Here is a 303-nt window from a genome sequence, read left to right as displayed (position 1 = left end):
ATCAGTCTTCCCATTTTATGAAAGTGGCAAAAACAGGACAGGTCATTTGGGATAATTCTGCTACCTATGGAGACTTGATTACGGCTTACCCTGAGCCATTTGGAGAGATATCTATCGTCGGGGATGATCTATTTCACTTATATGCTTCAAATGAGGAGATCTTGCTGAGCTTTTTTAGAAATGGAGAAAAAGTAGCTGAGAACCTTGGTTTTCCTATTTCTTTGCCTGATGAAACTGCAAAAATCCAAAGTACGGATCCTGAATCTCTTCGGCTCGTTCATTGGTATGACCGATATTTTTTGC

1 protein-coding gene is annotated in these 303 nt (G+C 39.9%); it reads left to right on the top strand.

The features are described from left to right. Positions 1-17 precede the first annotated feature (17 nt). Positions 18-303 (top strand): hypothetical protein (locus tag ACNKXV_RS14120; protein WP_417908352.1); only part of this gene is annotated, 286 nt, incomplete at its 3' end.

The sequence above is a fragment of the Christiangramia aquimixticola genome (genome assembly GCF_048285835.1).
In the GTDB taxonomy this organism is placed as follows: Bacteria; Bacteroidota; Bacteroidia; order Flavobacteriales; family Flavobacteriaceae; genus Christiangramia; species Christiangramia aquimixticola.
This window is presented reverse-complemented; position numbering and strand designations above follow the sequence as displayed.